Source organism: Alkalihalophilus lindianensis (assembly GCF_032843265.1).
In the GTDB taxonomy this organism is placed as follows: Bacteria; Bacillota; Bacilli; order Bacillales; family Bacillaceae_D; genus Alkalihalophilus; species Alkalihalophilus lindianensis.
On record NZ_JAWJBA010000736.1, the window covers coordinates 1 to 250 of the forward strand.

The 250-nt window shown below is 44.4% G+C and carries 1 pseudogene; it reads left to right on the forward strand.

Annotated features, from left to right (window positions below):
* Positions 1–250, forward strand: a pseudogene (locus RYX56_RS24130) (ribonuclease HIII); the annotation flags it as partial.

Genomic DNA, 250 nt, shown 5'->3' on the forward strand with positions numbered 1-250 from the left:
TATAACAAGGTCCAGCAAAAGGGGATGTCGCAAGGGAAAATGAAGGCCTTGCTTCATAATCAAGCAATCGTAAATGTATTGGAGAAAATAGCGCCGGAAAAGCCGGAGGCGATTTTGATTGATCAATTTGTCCAGCCGAGTACTTATTTTCAGCATATTAAAGGTCAAAAGACAATCGCCCGCGAGAACGTGTACTTTAGTACCAAGGCTGAGGGTATCCATCTTGCTGTAGCCGCTGCCAGTATTCTTG